Raw genomic sequence first — 16,364 nt, forward strand, 5'->3', positions numbered from 1 at the left:
GCCTTGCAACTAGCCGGTCGTCAAGTAAGTTTCCGCGGAGCCCGAGGAGTACGAGGATGGGCGTCATCATGGACGGCACCAAGCAGCAGCGCCGCGGCAACACCCGCCAGCGCATCCAGGACGTCGCACTCGGACTCTTCGCCGAGCAGGGCTACGAGAAGACTTCGCTGCGCGAGATCGCCGAGCGCCTCGACGTGACCAAGGCGGCGCTCTACTACCACTTCAAGACCAAGGAAGAGATCATCGTCAGTCTCTTCGACGACCTGACGATGCCCATCGAGGAGCTGATCGCCTGGGGCGCGGACCAGCCGCACACCCTGGCCACCAAGCAGGAGATCGTACGCCGCTACAGCGAGGCGCTCAACGAGGCGGAACCCCTGTTCCGGTTCATGCAGGAGAATCAGGCGACCGTGCGCGAGCTGCGCATCGGGGACTCCTTCAAGGACCGCATGCGCCGCCTGCGGGACATCATCATCGACCCGGACGCCCCGCTGGCCGACCAGGTCCGCTGCGTGAGCGCGCTGTTCACGCTGCACGCGGGGATGTTCGTCATGCAGGACATCGAGGGCAACCCCGAGAAGAAGCGGGAGGCGGTCCTGGAGGTGGCGGTGGACCTGGTCACCCAGGCCCACCAGGGCACGGTGCCGGAGGACCGGTCGTAGCGTCCCACCGGACTCCCGGCGTCCCGCCGGTGTCCGCGGCGAACGGCGAACAAGAGGCCACGACGACGAGAGGGGCCGGTGCCCGAAGGCACCGGCCCCTCTCGTCACGCCGTACGGGCGCTTACGCGTCCTTGCTCAGGTTCGGACCGGCACCGCCGGCCGCCTGCTCGATGGGCGGGGAGTCCGGCAGCGCCGACTTCTCCTCGCCGCGGAAGGTGAAGGTGGCGGCGTCACCCTCGCCCTCGGTGTCCACGACCACGATGTGACCGGGGCGCAGCTCACCGAAGAGGATCTTCTCCGAGAGGGTGTCCTCGACCTCGCGCTGGATCGTGCGGCGCAGCGGACGCGCGCCCAGCACCGGGTCGTAGCCCTTCTTGGACAGCAGCTCCTTGGCGGACTGGGAGAGCTCGATGCCCATGTCCCGGTCCTTCAGGCGCTCGTCCACCTTGCCGATCATCAGATCGACGATGCGGAGGATGTCCTCCTGCGTGAGCTGCGGGAAGACGACCACGTCGTCCACACGGTTGAGGAACTCGGGGCGGAAGTGCTGCTTCAGCTCATCCGACACCTTGTTCTTCATGCGCTCGTAGTTGGTCTTCGAGTCGCCCGAGGCCGCGAAGCCCAGGTTGAAGCCCTTGGAGATGTCCCGCGTGCCGAGGTTGGTCGTCATGATGATGACCGTGTTCTTGAAGTCCACGACCCGGCCCTGGGAGTCGGTCAGGCGACCGTCCTCCAGGATCTGCAGCAGCGAGTTGAAGATGTCCGGGTGGGCCTTCTCGACCTCGTCGAAGAGGACCACGGAGAACGGCTTGCGGCGCACCTTCTCGGTGAGCTGGCCGCCCTCCTCGTAGCCCACGTAGCCGGGGGGCGAACCGAAGAGGCGGGAGACCGTGTGCTTCTCGCTGAACTCCGACATGTCGAGGGAGATCAGCGCGTCCTCGTCGCCGAAGAGGAACTCCGCGAGCGCCTTGGACAGCTCGGTCTTACCGACACCGGACGGACCGGCGAAGATGAACGAGCCGCCGGGGCGCTTGGGGTCCTTCAGACCGGCGCGCGTACGGCGGATCGCCTTCGACAGCGCCTTGACCGCATCGACCTGGCCGATGACCCGCTTGTGGAGCTCGTCCTCCATGCGCAGCAGGCGGGACGACTCCTCCTCGGTCAGCTTGAAGACCGGGATGCCGGTCGCCGTGGCGAGGACCTCGGCGATCAGCTCGCCGTCCACCTCGGCGACGACGTCCATGTCACCGGCCTTCCACTCCTTCTCGCGCTTCGCCTTGGCGGCCAGGAGCTGCTTCTCCTTGTCGCGCAGGGAGGCGGCCTTCTCGAAGTCCTGCGAGTCGATCGCGGACTCCTTGTCCCGGCGGACACCGGCGATCTTCTCGTCGAACTCGCGCAGGTCCGGCGGCGCGGTCATCCGGCGGATGCGCATCCGGGAACCGGCCTCGTCGATCAGGTCGATCGCCTTGTCCGGCAGGAAGCGGTCCGAGATGTACCGGTCGGCCAGGGTGGCGGCCTGGACCAGCGCCTCGTCGGTGATGGAGACCCGGTGGTGGGCCTCGTACCGGTCGCGCAGGCCCTTGAGGATCTCGATGGTGTGCGGGAGCGACGGCTCCGCGACCTGGATGGGCTGGAAGCGGCGCTCCAGGGCCGCGTCCTTCTCCAGGTGCTTGCGGTACTCGTCGAGCGTGGTGGCACCGATGGTCTGCAGTTCACCGCGGGCCAGCATCGGCTTGAGGATGGAGGCCGCGTCGATGGCGCCCTCGGCGGCACCCGCACCGACCAGCGTGTGCAGCTCGTCGATGAACAGGATGATGTCGCCGCGGGTGCGGATCTCCTTGAGGACCTTCTTCAGGCGCTCCTCGAAGTCACCGCGGTAGCGGGAACCGGCGACCAGGGCGCCGAGGTCGAGGGTGTAGAGGTGCTTGTCCTTCAGCGTCTCGGGCACCTCGCCCTTGACGATGGCCTGGGCGAGCCCCTCGACGACGGCGGTCTTGCCGACGCCGGGCTCACCGATGAGCACCGGGTTGTTCTTGGTGCGGCGGGACAGCACCTGCATGACCCGCTCGATCTCCTTCTCGCGCCCGATGACCGGGTCGAGCTTGGATTCGCGGGCTGCCTGGGTGAGGTTGCGGCCGAACTGGTCCAGCACGAGGGACGTCGAGGGGGTGCCCTCGGCGGGGCCACCGGCGGTGGCGGTCTCCTTGCCCTGGTAACCGGAGAGCAGCTGGATGACCTGCTGCCGCACCCGGTTGAGATCGGCGCCCAGCTTGACCAGGACCTGGGCGGCGACGCCCTCGCCCTCACGGATCAGGCCGAGCAGGATGTGCTCCGTGCCGATGTAGTTGTGGCCGAGCTGAAGGGCCTCGCGGAGCGACAGCTCCAGCACCTTCTTGGCACGGGGGGTGAAGGGGATGTGGCCGGACGGGGCCTGCTGCCCCTGCCCGATGATCTCCTCCACCTGCTGGCGGACCGCCTCAAGCGAAATGCCGAGGCTCTCCAGGGCCTTAGCGGCGACACCTTCACCCTCGTGGATGAGACCCAGGAGGATGTGCTCGGTGCCGATGTAGTTGTGGTTGAGCATCCGGGCTTCTTCCTGAGCCAGGACGACAACCCGCCGCGCGCGGTCGGTGAACCTCTCGAACATCGTTAATCGCTCCTCAGAGCGGTCAGGCGGTGGGGGGACGATCCCCTCACTGTCCTTCCGCAGCTTAGTCCCGCAAGCGGGGACCGCTCATTCCAACTGCCGACACCGTCCGGATCGCCTCCGCTCTCGCGGAGCCGGAATCCCTCTCCCGACCCCCGTACGCCGACATCTGCCTCAACCCGATGGTGCGAGACGATGTTCCCGCAGGCCAGGCAGTTACCCCACTCGCCGCTACGCCGATGGCGAACGTGAGGCCGGACCTTTCCCCGCGTCGCCCCCTCCCACTAGGCATGTCTTACCCGCTGGGACGGACACTCCATGCCGCGCACACCGGTTCCCTCCGCTATGGGCGAACAACCTTGCGCCTCTCCGGGCGCCGGAGCCCGCCGCGCGAGGCCACGGGAAGCGAGCACCGGGGCACTCAGCGTAACTCCGCGCCCTTCCGGACGGTTGCGCTTGGCATGATTCGCCCGGCCCCCGCGACCTCACTCGTCCCACGCCCCCGCCGCCCGCCCGACGGGGCGTCCGGCGGGGCGCCCGGCGGGTCCGCCGTGGCGCGGGAGTGGTACGAGGAGGGGCTGGGCTGGCCGACGGCCCCGGGGCGTCCGCTCGGGCTGCTGACGGGGGTCCGCTTCGACGTGCTGGACGTACCGGCCGGGGCGGGGACGGCGGCGCTGCGCCATCTGCGGCCGGGCTCCCCGGTGGCCCTGGTGGCGGGGCGGATGTGCGTCCTGGTGGCGCCGGGCGGCGCGGAGGAGCTGCCGGGGCTGCTGGAGTGGCTGGAGTGGGCTCCGCTGGAGCCGGACGTACGGGCGCTGGGCGCGGGCGGGCGGATGACGGCGCCCGCGGTTCCGGTGGACGGCGCGTGGGGCGCCGGTGCGCTGCCGGGCGCCGGACGCCCGCAGGGGGCCGCGGTGTGGTTGCGGCCCCCTGGTCGGGAACGCGGGGGTGAGTCCTCGCTGCCGGGGCTGCCGACGGTGGGGGTGCGTGGGGGCGGTGCCCCCGACCTCGTACGGCTCGTGGACACGGTGGCGCTGTGGTGCCACCGCGTCCGGCTCGGGCGCGCGGGCGGTGGGCCGCCCGCCTGCCGGGGGGATCAGCCGTTGGCCTTCTCGTAGGCCTCACGGATGGTCGCGGGGACGCGCCCGCGGTCGTTCACGTCGTAGCCGTTCTCCTTGGCCCAGGCGCGGATGGCCGCGGTGTCCTGGTTGCCGCCGCCGGAGGTGGCGCGTGCCGTCTTGCCCCGGCCGCCGGAGGAACGGCCACCGGTACGCCGGCCGCCCTTGACATAGCGGTCGAGAAGGTCGCGCAGCTTGTCCGCGTTGGCGGTCGTGAGGTCGATCTCGTAGGTCTTGCCGTCAAGGGCGAACGTCACGGTCTCGTCCGCCTCGCCGCCGTCGAGGTCATCGACAAGAAGGACCTGAACCTTCTGTGCCACCGCAATTCCTTTCATCGAAAACGTGTGGAGCAGAGGGTGCCGCGTCCCCGTTTCGCCGCCGCCTCTGTTATATGCACTATGCAGTACGTCGGAAAGCAAACCGCTTTTGCCGTAAAAACACAAACCCCTGTGAGAGGCCAGAGCTCCGCCCCGGTCCGGAAAGATGCGCGTTTCGGACATAGGCGACCGGGGCAATGGCGCTCACAGATGCAGAAGCATCCGGCTGTTGCCCAGGGTGTTGGGTTTCACTCGTTCGAGACCCAGGAACTCCGCGACGCCCTCGTCATAGGAACGCATCAGCTCCGCGTACACATCGGCGTCAACGGGAGTCTCCCCGATCTCCACGAAGCCGTGCTTGCCGAAGAAGTCCACTTCGAAGGTGAGACAGAAAACCCGGCGGACACCGAGCCAGCGCGCGGTCTCCAGCAGCTTCGCGAGGACGCGGTGGCCCACTCCGGTACCGGTGAGGCCGGGCTTCACCGCGAGAGTGCGCACTTCCGCGAGGTCTTCCCACATGACGTGCAGGGCACCGCAGCCGACGACCTCGGCGTTGTCGTCGCGTTCCGCGACCCAGAACTCCTGGATGTCCTCGTAAAGCGTCACGGTGGCTTTGTCGAGCAGGATGCGTTCGCGGGCGTAGTCGTCGAGGAGGCGGCGTACGGCCGGGACATCGGCGGTTCGGGCCCGCCGGACCGTGATGGCTTTTGCGATTGCCGCGGAAGGTTCTGCTGACATGGGCGGACGCTATCGCCCCGTACCCCCGCCGGACGAACCGGGGTTCTCGGTGGTCTCCGGCTCGGGAGAGCGTGTTTCGGGTCCCTGGACGATGCGCATGGCGTCCCGGAGAGCGGCGCGCTGTTCCTCGCTCATCATGCCGAAGAAGGCGACGAGAGCGGCGGCCGGGTTGTCGCTCTGCGACCAGGCGTCGTTCATCAGGGCGGCGGCGTAGGCGGCGCGGGTGGAGACGGCCTCATATCGATAGGCGCGGCCTTCCGCCTCTCGGCGCACCCAGCCCTTCTGATGGAGATTGTCCAGAACGGTCATCACGGTGGTGTAGGCGATGGACCGGTCCCGCTGGATGTCCTCCAGGACTTCCCGGACGGTGACCGGACGGTTCCACTTCCACACCCGCGTCATGACCGCGTCTTCGAGTTCTCCCAGGGGGCGAGGCACGCTCTGCACGATAGTGCGCGAAGCATCCCGTCGCGTGCCGGACGTGCACGAGAGGGAAGAAAGGGGACGAAAGGACGTACGGGTCGGGAAAGGCGTACGGGTCAGGACTCCTGGCCGACGGGGGCCTGCCGGGCGGACTCCGCGCGGGAGAGGGCCGCGTCCACGGCCGCGTCCTCCTTGGCCTTGGCCGCCCCGCCCTGGGTCTTCACGATGACCCGGACCACACCGATGAAGAAGAGGGCCATGACGACCGGGGGCACGAGCGCGGAGAGGTAGTCCATGACGACAGAGTAGCGACGCCAACGGGCACGAATCGGGCGGGGTGGACGAACGGGCCGTCCGGCGGTTCGCGTGGACGGCGCCCTCGGGGTACGGCGACGGCCACCGCCGTGGGGGTGCGGTGGCCGTCGGTGCCGGTGGACGTGCGGCGATGCGGTGCGGTGCGGTCAGCCCGCCGCCAGTTCGCGGGAGGCCGGGGGGTCGGCGGGCTTGCGGCGCGGGAAGACCTCGCCGGGCGTGGGGATGGGGCGCTTGGGCGGGGCCGGGGGCTCGGCGGGCCGGGGCTGGGGGGTGCTCCCCGGCTTCGGCCGGGACCCCGGGGTGGCGCCGGTGTCGGCGGGTCCCGCCGTCACCCCGCCCCGCAGCCCGACCAGGCGGGAGCGGGAGTGCGGTACGGCGGGCGCCGGGACCGTGCGGGCGCCCTGGGCCAAGCGGGCCCGCATGTCCTGCTCGTTCAGGGTGCGGCAGCGGGCGAGCAGGGCCGCCGCCTCCGGGGTGCCGCGCAGGGCGCGCAGGGCGGCGAGGTCGTCGGGGGTGGGCCGGTGTCCGGCACCGAGCGCCTCGTCGAGGAGGGCGAGGTACCCGGCGGCCGTGCCGGGCAGGGCGGCGCGGTACCGGCCGAGGTCGGCCACGAGGAAGGCGCGCAGCCGTTCCCCCTCCCGCGTCGCCTCGTCCAGCGACCGCGCGAGGCGGTGACAGTCCTTGACGTCCTCGGCGGAGGCTCGGCGGGGGTTCAGGGCGAGGGCGAGGGCCCGGCGGAGCACGCGCAGCTCCTCCGCACCGAACGCCATGCCGCCGCGGGATCCGTGTGGCGTGGGCATGCGGCGACGCTATCGCTAATCGGACAAAAGCGACAGATCGGGATGGTGTGTTCGGGGCGTGTCGTGCAGATTCGCCCACCGGCACCGGGGCGTGGGTACCGCCGGTGCCGGTGCCGTCCTCACCTGCGCGGCAGGTTCCGCTCGTAGACCAGCCGCAGGCCGATCAGGGTCAGCCAGGGCTGGTGCTCGTCGATGACGGAGGACTCGCCGAGCACCATCGGGGCGAGGCCGCCGGTGGCGATGACGGTGACGTCCTCGGGGTCGTCGGCGAGTTCGCGGGCCATGCGGGCGACGACGCCGTCCACCTGTCCGGCGAAGCCGTAGACGATGCCCGCCTGCATGGCCTCGACGGTGTTCTTGCCGATGACGCGCCGGGGGCGGGCGACCTCGATCTTGCGGAGCTGGGCGCCGCGCACCCCGAGCGCCTCGACGGAGATCTCGATGCCGGGTGCGATGACACCGCCGACGTACTCCCCGCGCGCGGAGACCGCGTCGAAGGTCGTCGCCGTACCGAAGTCCACGACGATCGCCGGGCCGCCGTAGAGGTCCACGGCGGCGACCGCGTTGACGATGCGGTCGGCGCCGACCTCCTTGGGGTGGTCGGTGAGGATCGGGACGCCCGTCTTCACGCCCGGCTCGACCAGCATCGCGGGGACGTCGCCGTAGTAGCGGCGGGTGACCTCGCGGAGTTCGTGCAGGACGGAGGGGACGGTGGCGCAGATGGCGATGCCGTCGATGCCCTGGCCGAGTTCGCCGCCGAGCAGCGGGTGCATGCCCATCAACCCCTGGAGCAGCACCGCGAGTTCGTCCGCCGTGCGGCGCGGGTCGGTGGAGATGCGCCAGTGCTCGACGATGTCCTCGCCGTCGAACAGACCGAGAACGGTGTGGGTGTTGCCGACGTCGATGGTGAGCAGCATGGGCGTTACTCCGCCTCGCGCAGGTCCAGGCCGATGTCCAGGATCGGCGAGGAGTGGGTGAGGGCCCCGACCGCGAGGAAGTCCACGCCGGTGTCCGCGTAGGAGCGGGCGTTGGCGAGGGTGAGCCGCCCGGACGCCTCCAGCAGCGCGCGCCCGGCGACGATCCCGACGGCCTCCTCGCACTCGCCCGGCGTGAAGTTGTCCAGCAGGATCAGGTCGGCGCCCGCGTCCACGGCCTCGCGGAGCTGGTGCAGGGTGTCCACCTCGACCTCGATGGGCAGCTCGGGGAAGGTCTCCCGGACGGCCTTGAACGCCTCGGCGACCCCGCCCGCCGCGACCACGTGGTTGTCCTTGACCAGCGCCGCGTCCGACAGGGACATGCGGTGGTTGGCGCCGCCGCCGCAGCGCACCGCGAACTTCTCCAGGGAGCGCAGGCCCGGCGTGGTCTTGCGGGTGTCCCGCACCCGGGTGCCGGTGCCCTGGAGGACGTCCGCCCAGGCGCGGGTGGCGGTGGCGATGCCGGAGAGGCGGCACAGCAGGTTGAGGGCGCTGCGCTCGGCGGTGAGCAGGTCGCGGGCGCGGGTGGTGACGGACAGCAGCCTCTGCCCGGCCTCGACCCGGTCGCCGTCCTCGACGTGCCGCTCGACCTCGAACTCGTCGGTGCAGGTCACCGAGAGCACGGCCTCCGCGATCCGCAGGCCCGCGACCACACCGGCCTCGCGCGCGGTGAAGTCGCCGGTGGCGACGGCCTCCTGGGGGATGGTGGCGACCGTGGTGACGTCCACCCCGCCGTCCAGGTCCTCCTGTACGGCCAGGTTGGCGATGTCCTCGACCTCGATCGGGTCCAGCCCGGCGGCCTCCAGCAGTTCGGCGAGGGCGGGGTCGAGACCGCTCTCCAGGTACTCCTCGTCGCCGTCCGCACCGCAGGCGCAGCCGTCGCCGCAGCCGCCGTCGGTCACGAGGGGAAGGTCGTCGCTGCTCACGTGTCTGCTCCTGGGGTGCGAAGTGGGGTCTGCGGGGTGGGGCGGGTGTGCGGTGCGGGCGCGGGTGTCAGGGGAGGGTCGGGGGGAAGTCCGCGGTGCCGGTGGTGCGCAGGGCCAGCGAGCGGTCGGGATCGAGTCGTACGACGACATGGCGGCGCCAGGCGGTGTCGTCGGCGTCGGGGCGGTCCTCGCGCCAGTGGCAGCCGCGGGTCTCCTCGCGCAGCAGGGCGGCGGCGACCAGGACGCGGGCCACGGACAGGAGGTTGGTGGCCTCCCAGGTGTCCACGCCGGGTTCGGCGGTCTTGCCGTCGTCGAGCGCGTCGCGGGCCGCCTCGTCCAGCCGCCGCAGCCGGTCGGCGGCCTCGGCGAGGGAGTCCGCCGAGCGCAGGACGCCCGCGCCCTCGGTCATGATCCGCTGGACGGCGAACCGGGTCTCCGGCGCGTGCAGCGGGTGCGCGGGCCGCTCGGGGGCGGGGACGGAGCCGGGCACGCGCGGGACCAGCTCCCCCGCGGTACGGGCCGCCGCCAGGTCGGCGGCGATGCGCTCGGCGTAGACCAGCCCTTCCAGCAGGGAGTTGGAGGCGAGCCGGTTGGCGCCGTGCACACCGGTGCAGGCGACCTCGCCGCACGCGTACAGGCCGGGCACCGTCGTCCGGCCGCGCGCGTCGGTGCGGACGCCGCCGGAGGCGTAGTGCGCGGCCGGGGCGACCGGGACGGGCTCGGTGACCGGGTCGATGCCGTGCGCGCGGCAGGCGGCCAGGATGGTCGGGAAGCGGTGTTCCCACATGTCGGCGCCGAAGTGCCGGGCGTCGAGGTACATGTGCTCGGCGCCCTGCTCCAGCATCCGCCGCATGATGCCCTTGGCGACGATGTCGCGGGGCGCCAGCTCGGCCAGTTCGTGGGCGCCGACCATGAAGCGCACCCCGTCGGCGTCCACCAGGTGGGCGCCCTCGCCGCGCACCGCCTCGGACACCAGCGGCTGCTGGCCCTCCGCGTCGGCGCCCAGGAACAGCACGGTCGGGTGGAACTGCACGAACTCCAGGTCGCTGACCTCGGCACCGGCGCGCAGCGCGAGGGCGACACCGTCGCCGGTGGAGACGGACGGGTTGGTGGTCGCGGAGAACACCTGGCCCATGCCGCCGGTCGCCAGCACCACGGCGGGCGCGTGCACCGCGCCCACCCCGTCGTGCCGCCCCTCACCCATGACGTGCAGGGTGACCCCGGCCGTACGGCCCTCCCCGTCGGTCAGCAGGTCCAGGACCAGCGCGTTCTCCACCGTGCGCAGGCCGCGCGCGCGGACCGCCTCGACCAGCGCGCGGGAGATCTCCGCACCGGTCGCGTCCCCGCCCGCGTGCGCGATGCGGCGCCGGTGGTGGCCGCCCTCGCGGGTGAGCTGGATGGTGCCCCCGGCGTCCGTGTCGAAGTGGGCGCCGGTCGAGATGAGCCGTCGTACCGCGTCCGGGCCCTCGGTGACGAGGATGCGGACGGCCTCCTCGTCGCACAGGCCCGCGCCCGCGACCAGGGTGTCCGCGAGGTGCTGGGCGGGGGTGTCCCCGTCGCCGAGCGCGGCGGCGATGCCGCCCTGGGCCCAGCGGGTGGAGCCGTCGTCCAGGCGGGCCTTGGTGACGACGACCGTGCTCAGGCCCGCCGCCTCGCAGCGCAGCGCGGCGGTCAGACCGGCCACGCCGGAGCCGACGACGACCACGTCGGCGTCGATCGACCAGCCGGGGGCGGGCGCGTGCAGGCGTATGCCGGTGCTGGTCACGAGGCGGCTCCGGGTGGTGCGAAGGTGAGCGGGAGGTTGTCGATCAGCCGGGTGGCGCCGACGCGGGCGGCGACCGCGAGGACGGCGTCGCCGGTGTGGCCGTCCGCGATCTCGGTGAAGTCGGACGGGTCGATCAGGGCGACGTAGTCGAGGTGCAGCGGCGGGTCGAGGCGGGCGGCCTCGTCCAGCACCTGGCGGGCGGCGGCGCGCACGGCCGCCGGGCCGCCGGGCGCGGCCGTGGCGACCGCGTGCGCGTCGGCCGCCGCGCGGGACTCACCGAGCCTGCTGAGCGCCTCGGCGCGGGCCCGCGAGGACGGCACTTCGAGGGCGCGGGCGCGCAGCGCCTCCTGCGCCGCGTGCCGGTCGCGGCCCGCGAACAGGGCGCGGGACAGCGCGAGCGCGGTCGCCCGCTCCCCGGCGGAGAGGTAGCGGTTGCGGCTGGACAGGGCGAGTCCGTCGTCCTCGCGGACGGTGGGTACGGCGACGATCTCCACGCCGAAGTTCAGGTCGCGGACCATACGGCGGATCAGCGCGAGCTGCTGGGCGTCCTTCTGCCCGAACAGGGCGGCGTCGGGGCGGGTGAGGTGCAGCAGCTTGGCGACGACGGTGAGCATGCCGTCGAAGTGGCCGGGCCGGGACGCGCCCTCCAGGACGGTGCCCATCGGGCCCGCCGCGATGCGTACCTGCGGGTCGCCGCCGGGGTACACCTCGTCCACGGACGGCGCGAACACCACATCGGCGCCCGCCCGTCCGGCGATTTCGAGGTCCGCGTCCAGGGTGCGGGGGTAGCGGTCGAGGTCCTCGCCCGCGCCGAACTGGAGCGGGTTGACGAAGACGGTGACCACGACCTCGCCGTCCGGGCCCGCGAGGGTACGGGCGGCTCGGACGAGGGTGGCGTGCCCCTCGTGCAGGGCGCCCATCGTCATGACGACGGCCCGGCGGCCCCGGGGCGTGCGGGCGTGGAGGTCGGGGGCGGTGTGGAGAAGGGTGGGGGTGGTGCCGGGGGGTGGCGTGGTGCCGGGGGCGGGGTTCGGGGTGAGGTTCATCGGGGGTCCCCCTCGGGGCCGTCGGCGGGACCTTCGGTGGGGTCGGTGGGGTCGTCACCGGGGGGTGTGCCGGGGGAGCTGCCGGGGGCCTGGGGGTGGGGCGGACCGGAGTGGGGGGCGGCTCCGGGTCCGCCCTCTGGTCGGGGTCCGCCCTCGGGTCCGGGTCCGGGGGTGCGGCGGTCGCTCTCGGCCAGCACGCCGAGCAGGTCCTCGGCCAGTTCCGGCTTCAGCAGACCGGCGGCGAGGGCGCGGTCTGCGGTGGCGCGGGCCATCGCCAGGTATCCGGCGACGGTGGCCGGGGCGTGGCGGCGGAGTTCGGTGACGTGCGCGGCGACCGTACCGGCGTCGCCGCGTGCGACCGGGCCGGTGAGGGCGGCGTCGCCGGAGCGCAGCGCGTTGTCCAGGGCGGCGCCGAGGAGCGGGCCGAGCATGCGGTCGGGAGCGGAGACACCGGCGGTGCGCAGCAGTTCCATCGACTGGGCGACCAGGGTGACGAGGTGGTTGGCGCCGAGCGCGAGGGCCGCGTGGTAGAGCGGGCGGTTCTCCTCACCGATCCACTCGGGTTCGCCCCCCATCTCGATGACCAGTGCCTCGGCGGCCAGCCGCAGTTCCTCGGGGGCGGTCACCCCGAACGAGCATCCGGCGAGCCGCTGCACGTCCACGGGGGTGCCGGTGAAGGTCATCGCCGGGTGCAGGGCCAGCGGGAGCGCGCCCGCGCGCCGGGCGGGGTCGAGCACCCGGGCGCCGTACCGGCCCGAGGTGTGCGCGAGGAGCTGGCCGGGGCGGACGGCGCCGGTCTCGGCGAGGCCCGCGACCAGGCCGGGCAGGGCGTCGTCCGGGACGGTGAGCAGGACGAGGTCGGCACGGCGGAGGACTTCGGCGGGGGGCACCAGGGGGACGTCCGGGAGCAGCTCCCCGGCCCGCCTGCGGGAGGCGTCGGAGACCCCGGAGACGGCGACCGGGCGGTGTCCGGCGAGCTGGAGGGACGCGGCGAGCGCGGGGCCCACGCGTCCGGCGCCGACGACACCGACGGTGAGCCGCGCGGGGCGGTCCTGGGGATCTGGCTGGTGGACTGTACTCACGCGACGGCGGCCTTCCCGTTCCAGTCCGCATCTGGGTACCGGACGATTTCTCGTCATGTTAACGCTATCGGGTGCGGCGGGGCCCGGCGTCGTCCACAGGCCGGGGGCCGCGGTCGTACGAATGCCGCCGCCTGTGGAAACTCCGCTGCCCGCTCGTGACCGGGCAGGGCATCATCCAGGTCATGAGCGATGCGAACGAGTCCGGCGGTACGACCGAACCGGGTCATGCGAAGGGGTCCGAGGACGTGAGCGGGCCGGAATCCGCGCCCGACGGCGCGACCGGGCCGGACGGGCGACCGTCCGCGGCCGAGCTGCTGCGCGAGCGGCGCGGGGTGGTCCAGCGGGAGGCGCGGCGCGTGCTGAACCGGCCCACGGCGCGGGCGTCGATACGGGACCGGCTGACCGGTCTCCTGGCGGCGGGCGAGGAGGCGTACGACCTGGACCGGCCGACCGATGTGTACGGCGACCGGATCGTGGGCGCGCTGGAGGAGCGGGTCGCTTCGCTGCTCGGCAAGGAGGCGGCCGTCTTCTTCCCGACCGGCACGATGGCGCAGCAGGTGGCGCTGCGCTGCTGGGCGGGGCGTACCGGGAACCCGGCAGTGGCACTGCACGGACTGTCCCACCCCGAGGTGCACGAGCGGCAGGCGTTCTCCCAGGTGAGCGGGTTGCGCCCGGTGCGGCTGACGAGTGAGCCCCGGCAGCCGACCGCCGAGGAGATACGGGACCTGCCGGAGCCGGTGGGCGCGGTGATGCTCGAACTCCCGCTGCGGGACGCGGGGTTCCTGCTGCCGACCTGGGAGGAACTGACCGCGCTGGTCGATGCGGCGCGGGAGCGGGACGCGGTGGTGCACTTCGACGGTGCGCGGCTGTGGGAGACCACCGAGCACTTCGGGCGCCCGCTCGACGAGATCGCCGACCTCGCGGACAGCGTCTACGTCTCCTTCTACAAGTCCCTCGACGGCCTCGGCGGCGCCGCCCTCGCCGGTCCCCGGACACTGGTGGAGGAGGCGCGCACCTGGCGGCACCGGTACGGCGGGATGGTCTTCCAGCAGTTCCCGACGGCCCTGTCCGCCCTGATCGGCCTGGACCGCGCCCTCCCCCGCCTGCCCGAGTACGTCCGCCACGCCCGCGTGGTCGCCACCGCCCTGCGCGAGGGCTTCACTGAGGCGGGCCTGCCCTGGTTCCGGATCAACCCCGAGACCCCGCACACCCACGAGTTCCAGGTCTGGCTTCCCCACCCGCCCGAGATCACCGCCGAGGCGGCCGTCCGCCAGGCCGAACAGACCTCCACCCTTCTCTTCGGCGGCTGGTGGGACAGCCCCGCCCCCGGTATCTCCCGCACCGAGGTCTCCCTCCAAGCGGAGGGCCTGGAGTGGTCCGCGGCGGAGGTCGGGGAGGCGGCGAGGGAGTACGCGCGGCTGCTGCGGGAGGTGTAGCGGCCCTCGGGTCCCGGTCGGCCGCTCAGCCGTGGCCGCCCGCTCTGACCAGGCCCGTCTCGTAGGCCAGGACGACCACCTGGACGCGGTCGCGGAGGCCGAGCTTGGTGAGGATGCGGCCCACGTGGGTCTTGACGGTGGCTTCGGAGAGGACGAGGTGGGCGGCGATCTCGCCGTTGGAGAGGCCCTGGGCGACGAGGATCATGACCTCGCGTTCGCGGTCGGTGAGGCGGCCGAGTTCCTGGTGGCGGGGTTCCGGATGGGCGGCGGGGAGCAGGGGGGCGAAGCGGTCGAGGAGGCGGCGGGTGGTGGAGGGGGCGACCACCGCGTCCCCGCTGTGCACGGAGCGGATCGCGGCGAGGAGTTCGCCGGGCGGCACGTCCTTGAGCATGAAGCCGGAGGCGCCCGCCTTCAGCCCGGAGAAGGCGTACTCGTCCAGGTCGAAGGTGGTCAGGATCAGCACCTTGGGCGGGTCGGGCTCCTCGCAGATGCGGCGGGTCGCCTCCACACCGTCCAGCTTGGGCATCCGGACGTCCATGAGGACGACGTCCACCTCGGTGGAGCGGACCGCCTGGAGCGCCTCGACGCCGTCGCCCGCCTCCGCGACGACCTCCATGTCCGGCTGGGCGGCGAGCACCATCCGGAAACCGGTGCGCAGCAGCACCTGGTCATCGACGAGCATCACGCGGATCGCCATCGGGTCCTCTTCCGTGCGTACAGGGGCCGTGCGTTACAGGGGTCGTGCGTACAAATGCCGTGTGTAGGAGTGCCGTGTGTACAAGTGCCGTGCGTGACAGGTGTCAACGAAAGGCGTGCGTCGGGTCAGTGAGCGGGTTTCAGCGGGAGCAGGGCGCTGATCCGGAATCCTCCGCCGGGGCGCGGTCCCGCGTCCAGGGTGCCGCCGACCATGCCGACCCGCTCGCGCATCCCGATCAGGCCGTGCCCCCTGCCGTCGGCGCCGCCCTCCTCGTACAGCTCGTGCGGGGCGCCCTGGCCGTCGTCCTCGACCAGCAGGCCGAGACCGTCGTCGAAGTAGACCAGCCGGACGCTGGCGCCCGCGTCGGGGCCGCCGTGCTTGCGGGTGTTGGTCAGCGCCTCCTGCACGATGCGGTACGCGGTCAGCTCCACGCCGCTGGGGAGCGGGCGCGGGGTGCCCTCGACCTTGAAGTCCACGGGGAGTCCCGAGGTGCGGCACTGCTGGACGAGGTCGTCGATCTGCTCGACGTCCGGCTGCGGGACGTACTCCCCGCCCTCCTGGTGCTCGCCGGTGCGCAGGACGCCGAGCAGGCGGCGCATCTCGGCGAGGGCCTGGCGGCCGGTGGAGGAGATCGTCTCCAGCGCCTTCCTGGCCTGGTCGGGGGCGGCGTCGAGGACGTAGGCGGCGCCGTCGGCCTGGACGACCATGACGGAGACGTTGTGCGCGACGACGTCGTGCAGCTCGCGGGCGATCCGGGCGCGCTCGGCGGCGACGGCGACCTTGGACTGCGCCTCGCGCTCCTTCTCCAGCCGGGCGGCGCGCTCCTCCAGCTCGGCGAAGTACGCGCGCCGGGTGCGCAGGGAGTCGCCCAGCACCCAGGCCAGCGCGAACGGCACCGTCTGGAACACCGTGATCGCCACCTGCCCGGCGAAGCTGGTGTGCTGGGCGGGCCAGCGGATCTGGGCCAGCAGGGCGGCGACGAGTCCGCAGGCCAGGCCCAGCCGGGAGGCCCAGCGGGCGCCGTTCGCGGACACCGTGAAGATGATCACCAGCAGCGCGAAGTCCGCGACCACCGGCTCGGTGTCCAGCACCAGTTGGGCGATCCCGGCGGCCAGCGCGAGCAGCAGCATCGGCTCCGGACACCGGCGCCGCAGCGCCACGACGACCCCGAGCGCGACGGAGACCGCGACACCCACCCCGCGCGACATGTGCGGGCCGGCCGTGGCACCGGAGTGCACCACGCTCGCGCAGGAGAGCCCGACGAGGACGACGGCCCAGAAACCGTCCACCCAGCCGGGGTGTCCGCGGAGGAAGTCGTAGAGGCGCTGCACGTAACCCAGAGTAGGGAAACCGGATGCGTGCAGGGGTCAACCGGAGGGCCGATCCCTGGCCCCCGCGCGTACTCCCCAAGGTGGAGG

At 72.5% G+C, this 16,364-nt stretch carries 16 protein-coding genes; 3 read left to right on the forward strand and 13 right to left on the reverse strand.

Translation table 11 applies throughout. The features are described from left to right. Positions 1-56: 56 nt before the first annotated feature. Entirely contained in the window at positions 57-662 is a 606-nt protein-coding gene (locus KUM39_RS09575) for a TetR/AcrR family transcriptional regulator (protein ID WP_217785029.1), read from the forward strand. Positions 663-783: 121 nt separating this feature from the next. Here KUM39_RS09575 and KUM39_RS09580 read toward each other — a convergent pair whose 3' ends face one another. Continuing rightward, complete coding sequence (locus tag KUM39_RS09580) at positions 784-3,309, reverse strand: ATP-dependent Clp protease ATP-binding subunit (protein WP_217785030.1); 2,526 nt, start codon at positions 3,307-3,309, stop codon at positions 784-786. 461 nt (positions 3,310-3,770) lie between these two features. Between KUM39_RS09580 and KUM39_RS09585 the strand changes: the two genes are divergently transcribed. Further along, positions 3,771-4,427 (forward strand): SCO3374 family protein, encoded by a 657-nt coding sequence (locus KUM39_RS09585; protein WP_217785031.1) that lies wholly within the window; start codon positions 3,771-3,773, stop codon positions 4,425-4,427. Here the strand turns inward: KUM39_RS09585 and KUM39_RS09590 are convergent. The 10 genes from KUM39_RS09590 to KUM39_RS09635 form a co-directional block, all read right to left on the reverse strand. Further along, on the reverse strand, positions 4,406-4,747 hold the full coding sequence (locus KUM39_RS09590) for a histone-like nucleoid-structuring protein Lsr2 (protein WP_217785032.1): 342 nt from the start codon (positions 4,745-4,747) through the stop codon (positions 4,406-4,408). The genes KUM39_RS09585 and KUM39_RS09590 overlap by 22 nt on opposite strands. A gap of 201 nt (positions 4,748-4,948) precedes the next feature. Further along, the gene (locus KUM39_RS09595) at positions 4,949-5,482 is read right to left on the reverse strand and encodes an amino-acid N-acetyltransferase (RefSeq protein ID WP_217785033.1); all 534 of its coding nucleotides are present in this window, start codon (positions 5,480-5,482) and stop codon (positions 4,949-4,951) included. Positions 5,483-5,491: 9 nt separating this feature from the next. Further along, entirely contained in the window at positions 5,492-5,908 is a 417-nt protein-coding gene (locus KUM39_RS09600; protein WP_281425671.1) for a BlaI/MecI/CopY family transcriptional regulator, read from the reverse strand. Positions 5,909-6,021: 113 nt separating this feature from the next. Then, a complete protein-coding gene (locus KUM39_RS09605; RefSeq protein WP_217785034.1) occupies positions 6,022-6,201 on the reverse strand; it encodes a hypothetical protein in 180 nt (59 codons plus the stop codon). Between the two features lie 165 nt (positions 6,202-6,366). After that, on the reverse strand, positions 6,367-6,990 hold the full coding sequence (locus KUM39_RS09610; protein WP_217785146.1) for a hypothetical protein: 624 nt from the start codon (positions 6,988-6,990) through the stop codon (positions 6,367-6,369). A 149-nt stretch (positions 6,991-7,139) separates the two neighbouring features. Beyond that, on the reverse strand, positions 7,140-7,937 hold the full coding sequence (locus KUM39_RS09615; RefSeq protein WP_217785035.1) for a type III pantothenate kinase: 798 nt from the start codon (positions 7,935-7,937) through the stop codon (positions 7,140-7,142). Between the two features lie 5 nt (positions 7,938-7,942). Continuing rightward, complete coding sequence (gene nadC / locus KUM39_RS09620; protein WP_217785036.1) at positions 7,943-8,920, reverse strand: carboxylating nicotinate-nucleotide diphosphorylase; 978 nt, start codon at positions 8,918-8,920, stop codon at positions 7,943-7,945. Positions 8,921-8,987: 67 nt separating this feature from the next. Beyond that, positions 8,988-10,685, reverse strand: coding sequence for an L-aspartate oxidase (locus KUM39_RS09625; protein ID WP_217785037.1), 1,698 nt, complete (start codon positions 10,683-10,685; stop codon positions 8,988-8,990). Continuing rightward, positions 10,682-11,731, reverse strand: a complete 1,050-nt coding sequence (gene panC / locus KUM39_RS09630; protein ID WP_217785038.1) for a pantoate--beta-alanine ligase — start codon at positions 11,729-11,731, stop codon at positions 10,682-10,684. The genes KUM39_RS09625 and panC overlap by 4 nt, the downstream gene beginning before the upstream one ends. Further along, positions 11,728-12,813: a Rossmann-like and DUF2520 domain-containing protein gene (locus tag KUM39_RS09635; RefSeq protein ID WP_217785039.1), complete on the reverse strand. Its 1,086-nt coding sequence runs from the start codon at positions 12,811-12,813 to the stop codon at positions 11,728-11,730. The genes panC and KUM39_RS09635 overlap by 4 nt, the downstream gene beginning before the upstream one ends. A gap of 182 nt (positions 12,814-12,995) precedes the next feature. On the opposite strand from KUM39_RS09635, the gene KUM39_RS09640 reads away from it, so the two are divergent. Further along, complete coding sequence (locus tag KUM39_RS09640) at positions 12,996-14,249, forward strand: threonine aldolase family protein (protein ID WP_217785040.1); 1,254 nt, start codon at positions 12,996-12,998, stop codon at positions 14,247-14,249. Between the two features lie 25 nt (positions 14,250-14,274). On the opposite strand, the gene KUM39_RS09645 is transcribed toward KUM39_RS09640, so the two are convergent. Further along, positions 14,275-14,946 (reverse strand): response regulator, encoded by a 672-nt coding sequence (locus KUM39_RS09645; RefSeq protein ID WP_217785041.1) that lies wholly within the window; start codon positions 14,944-14,946, stop codon positions 14,275-14,277. A gap of 125 nt (positions 14,947-15,071) precedes the next feature. Beyond that, complete coding sequence (locus KUM39_RS09650; RefSeq protein ID WP_217785042.1) at positions 15,072-16,277, reverse strand: sensor histidine kinase; 1,206 nt, start codon at positions 16,275-16,277, stop codon at positions 15,072-15,074. Between the last annotated feature and the right edge of the window lie 87 nt (positions 16,278-16,364).

This window comes from Streptomyces corallincola (assembly GCF_019104725.1).
GTDB lineage: Bacteria > Actinomycetota > Actinomycetes > Streptomycetales > Streptomycetaceae > Streptomyces > Streptomyces corallincola.

Coding starts and splice junctions, on each gene's coding strand:
- KUM39_RS09575 (WP_217785029.1), top strand. CDS start 57: ATGGGCGTCATCATGGACGGCACCAAGCAGCAGCGCCGCGGCAACACC.
- KUM39_RS09580 (WP_217785030.1), bottom strand. CDS start 3,309: ATGTTCGAGAGGTTCACCGACCGCGCGCGGCGGGTTGTCGTCCTGGCT.
- KUM39_RS09585 (WP_217785031.1), top strand. CDS start 3,771: ATGATTCGCCCGGCCCCCGCGACCTCACTCGTCCCACGCCCCCGCCGC.
- KUM39_RS09595 (WP_217785033.1), bottom strand. CDS start 5,482: ATGTCAGCAGAACCTTCCGCGGCAATCGCAAAAGCCATCACGGTCCGG.
- KUM39_RS09605 (WP_217785034.1), bottom strand. CDS start 6,201: ATGGACTACCTCTCCGCGCTCGTGCCCCCGGTCGTCATGGCCCTCTTC.
- KUM39_RS09610 (WP_217785146.1), bottom strand. CDS start 6,990: ATGGCGTTCGGTGCGGAGGAGCTGCGCGTGCTCCGCCGGGCCCTCGCC.
- KUM39_RS09615 (WP_217785035.1), bottom strand. CDS start 7,937: ATGCTGCTCACCATCGACGTCGGCAACACCCACACCGTTCTCGGTCTG.
- panC (WP_217785038.1), bottom strand. CDS start 11,731: ATGAACCTCACCCCGAACCCCGCCCCCGGCACCACGCCACCCCCCGGC.
- KUM39_RS09640 (WP_217785040.1), top strand. CDS start 12,996: ATGAGCGATGCGAACGAGTCCGGCGGTACGACCGAACCGGGTCATGCG.
- KUM39_RS09645 (WP_217785041.1), bottom strand. CDS start 14,946: ATGGCGATCCGCGTGATGCTCGTCGATGACCAGGTGCTGCTGCGCACC.